Source organism: Deltaproteobacteria bacterium (assembly GCA_020848745.1).
Taxonomy (GTDB): Bacteria; Desulfobacterota; Binatia; order UTPRO1; family UTPRO1; genus UTPRO1.
Genome location: JADLHM010000008.1, coordinates 1 through 6,051, shown reverse-complemented (window position 1 = coordinate 6,051; position 6,051 = coordinate 1). Strand labels below are relative to the sequence as shown.

The window sequence follows — 6,051 nt, the reverse complement described above, 5'->3', positions numbered from 1 at the left end:
CGGCGGCGCGGACCGCTGGGCGAAGCGCTCCAGATTGATCCCGTTGCCGACGTAGTGGATGCCGTGGCGGGGGCGCAGCCCGATCGCGCGCGCCACCTCGATCTCCTCGCGGCTCTGGCACAGGAGCAGATCGCAGCGGCGGGCGAGCCACCGCTCCGCAGCCACGAAGGGCCAGCGGCGCGCCGCGCTCATCCCCTCGTGGAAGTGGAACCCGTGCGTCGTGTGAATCACCACCGGCACGCCCGCCAGCCGGGCCGCGACCCGCCCGACCGCCCCCGTGATCGAGTTGTGGGTGTGGACGATCGTGTAGTCGCGAGCGCGCAGGTGCCGGAAGATCCGCACGAAGAGCGCCGCGATCCCCACCGGATCCATCCCCCGCGGGATGGACATCGCGGTCACCTCCGCGTCCGGAAAGCTGAGCTGCTCGAGATGCGGCCCCACGCTGCACACGACGTCGTTCCGGAACTCGCTCTCGCGATTGATCCAGCCGACGCGATCGACCAGGAAATTGAGCGCGGCGTGATCCGTGTTGACGATGTCGAGGACGCGAATGGACGGCATGACGGCACTCACACCGATGGGGCGACCGTCGGGCCGTCGCTCTGCGCCGGCGCGCCCGCCTCCGCGACCGGCGCCCCGCCGCGTGACGGCCGCGCGTACCGGTAGTAGCTGAACTCCATCTCCCCGCGATTCAGCACCGCGCCGAGCGGCGCGACGCCGGTCTGCGACAGGCGCTGCATCGCCGCGCGCACCTGGTCACGCCGGCTGCGCGCGCGGTCGGCGACGAGAATCACGCCGTCGGCGAGATTCGCCAGCAGGACGCCGTCGCTCACGGCGAGCAGCGGGGGCGAGTCGAGGATGACGAAGTCGTACTCGCCCCGCACGCGCTCGATGAGCTTCCACATCCGCCACGACGCGAGCAGCTCGGTCGAGTCCGGCATGAAGCCTCCCGCCGGGAGAAACGACAGGTTCTCGACGCGCGTCGTCACGATCGGCGCATCGACGATCCGCCACGCGAGGTACTCGCTGAGGCCCGGCTCGAGCGCGATGCCGAGGCTCTCGTGACAGCGCGGCAGGCGGAGGTCGCCGTCGACGAGCAGGACGCGCACGCCGCAGGTCGCGAGCGCGGCGGCGGTGTTCACCGCGGTCGTCGTCTTGCCCTCGGTGCCGATCGCGCTCGTCACCAGGATCACCCGCGGAATGGAGCCTCCCGGATGCAGGAGCAGCGAGGTCCGCAGCGTCCGGTAGGCCTCGGCCGAGTGCCAGACGTGGCCGTTGCCGAGGACCAGTTGCGGCACGCCCGTCACCTCGACCACGGGGAGCTCCGAGCCGCCGCCGTGCCCGTTGCCGTTCGCGTGGCCGTGGCCGTTGCCGTTGGCGCCGCCGTGCTCGTCCGCCACGTTGGCGCGACCGAGCACGCTCGACGCGATCTCGCGCAGGCGCGCGGTGTGCTGTTGCAGCCAGAGCTGCGGCGACTCCGAGAGGCCCGGATGGAAATCGGGAACGACCGCCAGGGTCGGCAGACCCGTTACCCGCCTGAGGTCGTTGACGTCCCGGATCGACCGGTCGAAGGAGTCCCGCAGGAGCGCGAGCCCGGCGCCGAGCAGCAGCCCGACCGCGACGCTCAGACCGAGCAGGAACAACCGGTCCGGCGAGCTCGGCCAGAGCTTCGGGGACGCCGGCTCCGCGACGCTGATGTTGGACGTGTCGGAGCCGGCGGCGACGTCGAGGTCCTTGACGCGCGCCAGCAGGTTGTCGTGCAGCGCCCGCGTGGTCTCGACCTCGCGGGTCAGCATCAGGAGCTCGCCCTCGGCGTCCTTGCGTTGCAGCAGCGAGGCGCGCTGGCCTTCGATCTCCTCGCGGAGCTGGTCCACGGTCCGCTGCGCCGCGAGATACTCGGCCTCGATGCCCTTCACGACCTTGGCGATCTCCTTCTGGAGAAGACCCCGCGCGTGGGCGAGCTGCTCGCCGACCTGCCGCAAGCGCGGATAGGTCGGGCGGAACTTGCCGGCGAGCAGCGCGTACTCCACCTCGAGGGCGTTGAAGTCCTCGCGGAGCTTCTGGATCAGCCCGTTGCTCAGGACCGCCGGGAGCCCGTCGTAGTACTCGCCGTTCTCCTCGCGGATCAGGCGGTACTGCGCCTCGATCGTGATGCGATCGGTCTCGGCGGCGGTCAGGCGTCGGCTCAGGTCCGCGAGCCGCTCGCTGCCGACGTCCTTGGTGAGGTCGAGCGGCAGCATGCGATGCACGGACTGGTATTCCAGCACGCGCTCCTCCGCCTGGTGCACGCGCGCTTGCAGCTCTTCCAGCTTCGTCTGCAGGAAGCCTCGGACCTGCTCGATCGCCCCGTAGAGGCGCTCGAGGCCGCCGCGCACGAAGGCGTGCGCGTGCGCATTGGCGATCTCCGCCGCGAGATCCGGATCCGGCGCCTCGAACTCGACGGCGACCAGGCGCGTGCCCCGGATCGGGAGGATCTCGAGGCCGTCGAGGTAGGTGCGCATCACCGACGGCACCGGCCGTCCCATGGACTTCTGATCCTCGGTCATCGCCACGAACCGGGGGTCTTCGGGAAGCTTCAGCTCGTCGACGACACGCTGGATGAGGCTCCGGCTGCGCAGGAGCTGGAACTGCGTCTGGTAGTAGTCGTACTTGGCGCTCGTGAACGGATCCTGGACCTCGCCGAAGCGCTGCCCGTTGAGCACCTGGGGCGCGCGCGGATCGATGAGCACGGTGGCGCGCGCCCGGTAGTACGGCGTCGCGATCCAGCAATAGGCGGCCGTCGCGCCGACGACGACGACGAGCGCGGCGACGAGGACGCGCCACTGACGGAGCAGGACGTTCCGGACGTCGTGCAGCATGCCGCCCTCCAGCAGCGGCGGCGGCGGCGCGGCGAGCGGCCGCGGCGCGGCGAGGTCGCGCCGGAGAGCGTAGGGAACGATCTGTGGCTCTGCGTCGTGCATCGTGGTGTCCCTTCAGTAGATTGGGATGCGCGCGCTGGCCCGGACGATGTCCGTGATGACCTTGTACGCGCCCCAGGATACGAGCCTCACCTTGGACGACGACACCTCGATGACGTCGCCCTCGTGAAGGAACGGGTCGGGCGCCCGCTGCGCGGCGATGTCGTTGAGGTTCGCCCGCAGCGTCTCCGCCGCGCCGTTGGGCGCGCGCCGGAAGACGCGCACGTCGCTCGGCTCGGCGGGGAACGACAGCCCGCCGGCGGTGGCGATGGCGCCGCGCAACGTGAGGCCGGCCTTCATCGGGTACGTGCCCGGCTTCTCGACCCACCCCTCGACGACGAAATGCCCGTTGCCGGGAACGATCACCACGTCGCCGCCCCGGACCGGGAGACTGAGGAACGTCGCTTGCGCCATCTGGTCCATCTCGTTGGCGTCGAACGCGATCGGGTCGCCGTCGACGCCTCCCGCGGCGGCGCACGGCGCCCCGCCGGCCGCCTCCCCGCACTCGGACGACGCCGCAGCGAGCTCGTTCAGCGAAGCCGCCGCCGTCCCGCCGCGCGTCTCGGCCGGGATCAGGTAGATCCGGCTCGTCGCGTCGGCGGTCTTGCCGCCCGCCGCCGCGATCACGTCGAGGACGGTGGCGGTCTGGTTCGTCTGCGCGACCAGGCCAGGACGCTGCACCGCGCCGACCACGGCGACCTGCTGACTGCGATACTCCTCGATGAAGACCGTCACCTTCGGGCTGTACATGAACGCGCCGAGGCGCGCCGTGAGATCGCGCTCGACCTCCGCGATCGTCTTCCCCGAGACCGGGACGCTCTCGAGCAGCGGCAGCATCACGTTGCCGGCGCCGTCGACCCGGACGCGCCGGTCGAGTTCCTCGAGGTCGTACGCCTTGACGGCGAGCACGTCGCCCGGCCCCACCCGATAATCGGCGCCGCCGACGTCGCTCTGGCGCTGCGTCTGCAGTGCGACCAGGCGGACGCGATTGCGCCGCGCGCTCGCCTGATCCGCGGCGGCCGCTGGCGCCCCGCCGAGGCCCACGGGCTGGACCGATGCCCCGCTCGCGCGCGACCCGCTGCTCGCCGGCGTGCATGCCGAGAGCGCCGCGAGCGCCACGGCGACGAGGATGCTGCGGCGAAGTGCGATGACGACCCCCATCGGTGATCTCCTCAGCCGCGCACGATGCGCGGGTCCAGGCGTCCCGACAGCTGCTCCACCGCCTCCAGATCGAGGCCGCGCAGGCTCTCGCGCTCGTGCGCGAGGAGATCGAACTGCCCGAGATGATCTTCCGCCCGGGTGAAGAGACGCTGGCGAAACTCCGCGTCGGTGAGAATGCGTCCCAACAATCGTTCGACGGTCTCCTGCGCCATGATCGCTCTCCGCTGTCGTGCCGAAGTGTCCGGCGCCAATGAGCACCGCCCGTGCCAGACGCGCTCGCGGCGCTCCGACACGCGACCGATGCGGCCGAACTCCGTGTTCCCGCGAAGAAAAGACGCGACGCCCGCGCGCGCCTGGCGGCGCGCCGCCCCGCGACGCGGGGCGCGTCCTCCGCAACCCGCCGCGCACGGCCGGACGGACGCGCGCGGCGGCGCGCCTCCGGGACCGCGCCCGATCCTTCACGGGTCCGTAATCACGCCGGAAACGAGCCCGCGCCGCCGTGTCGCCCGACCGCCCGGATGGCACGCAGCCGATCGCGCGTTCGCAACCGGCTGCGCATTCCTCGCGGCGCCGCGCAGCGGATCACGAGCCGCGTGCGCGACCGACCGCGCCGGCACGATACGCTCGCGACGCTCGCGCCCGACGCCGCGGAACCGCTCAGCCGACGAGCGCGTCGAGGAGGCTGCTGCAGGCGTCGAGCCGCGACCACGCGAGCGCACAGAGCGCCGTCACCGACGACGCCGCCCCGACGCCGAGCTTCCGCATCCGGAACCGGAACGTGCTCTCGCGCAGCCCGAGAACGCGGGCGGCGCGGCGCTGGTTTCCCCGGGTGATCGCGAGTGTCTTGGTGAAGATCTCGCGCTCCAGATGGTGCAGTGTCGCCCCTCCGGGCGGGATCGCGATGCTCGCGATCGCATTGCGCGCCTCGAGCGCCTCGCCGTTGCCGCGCTGGCCGACCGGAAGATCCGCGGCGATGACGAGGCCGCCCTTGCAGAGGATCGCCGCGCGCTCCATGACGTTGCGCAGCTCCCGCACGTTGCCTTCCCAGTGATACGCCTCGAGCACGGCGCGCGCCTCGCGCGAGATGCCGAGCGGCTTCTTCCCCATGTCGAGCGACGCCCGCGCCAGGAAGTGGTTCGCGAGGGCGAAGATGTCTTCCGGCCGCTCGTTGAGCGGCGGCAGCTCGATCGGGAACACGTTCAGCCGATAGAAGAGATCGCGCCGGAAGAGTCCCTGACGGACGAGCGCCGGAAGATCGCGGTTCGTCGCGGAGATGATGCGGACGTCCACCCGCCGCGGCCGATCGGCTCCGACCGGCAGGATCGTGCCCTCCTCGAGCACGCGCAGCAGGGCCACCTGCAGCGCCGGGCTCGCGTCGCCGATCTCGTCGAGAAAGATGCAGCCGCCGTCCGCTTCCGCGAAGAGCCCGGCCCTGCTCCCGGTCGCTCCCGTGAAGGCGCCGCGCACGTGCCCGAAGAGCTCGCTCTCCCGCAGCGGATCGGAGATCGCTCCGAGGTTGACTGCGACGAACCGTCCCTTGCGGCGACGGCTGCGCGCGTGAATCGCTTGCGCGACGAGCTCCTTGCCCGTTCCCGTCTCCCCGTGGATCAGGACCGACGTCTCCTTGTCCTCGATCTTCTCGAGGAGCTCGAGGACCTTTCTCATCGCCGGGCTCCGCGTCAGCAGGCCCTCGTAGCCCGCGATCCCCTCGAGCCCGTTCAGCGTGCGCGCCGCCTCCACGTCGATGCCGCGCAAACGCTGGTTCTCGGTCTCGAGATCGTGCGCGCTGCGCTCGGCGGCTGCCGAGCGCAACGCGAGGCCACACACGGCGCGCAACGCATCCGGCCCTGCCGTTCGCGACACCACGGCGCTCGCCTCCGCGGCCGCTTCCGGATCGTCTTCTCCTTCGGTGACGAGGATCCGGACGGCATCG

The 6,051-nt window shown here is 71.4% G+C and carries 5 protein-coding genes; all 5 read right to left on the bottom strand.

The features are described from left to right. Nucleotides 1-561, bottom strand: a 561-nt coding sequence (locus IT293_00795; protein ID MCC6763174.1) for a glycosyltransferase, incomplete at its 3' end; no start/stop codon positions are given. A gap of 8 nt (nucleotides 562-569) precedes the next feature. Further along, nucleotides 570-2,960, bottom strand: a complete 2,391-nt coding sequence (locus IT293_00790; protein MCC6763173.1) for a polysaccharide biosynthesis tyrosine autokinase — start codon at nucleotides 2,958-2,960, stop codon at nucleotides 570-572. Nucleotides 2,961-2,972: 12 nt separating this feature from the next. Continuing rightward, nucleotides 2,973-4,118 carry a polysaccharide biosynthesis/export family protein gene (locus IT293_00785; GenBank protein MCC6763172.1) on the bottom strand — a complete coding sequence of 382 codons (1,146 nt, stop codon included), beginning with the start codon at nucleotides 4,116-4,118 and terminating at the stop codon, nucleotides 2,973-2,975. Between the two features lie 11 nt (nucleotides 4,119-4,129). Further along, nucleotides 4,130-4,330, bottom strand: coding sequence for a hypothetical protein (locus tag IT293_00780; protein ID MCC6763171.1), 201 nt, complete (start codon nucleotides 4,328-4,330; stop codon nucleotides 4,130-4,132). Between the two features lie 445 nt (nucleotides 4,331-4,775). Beyond that, on the bottom strand, nucleotides 4,776-6,051 hold a 1,276-nt coding region (locus IT293_00775), incomplete at its 5' end, for a sigma-54-dependent Fis family transcriptional regulator (GenBank protein ID MCC6763170.1).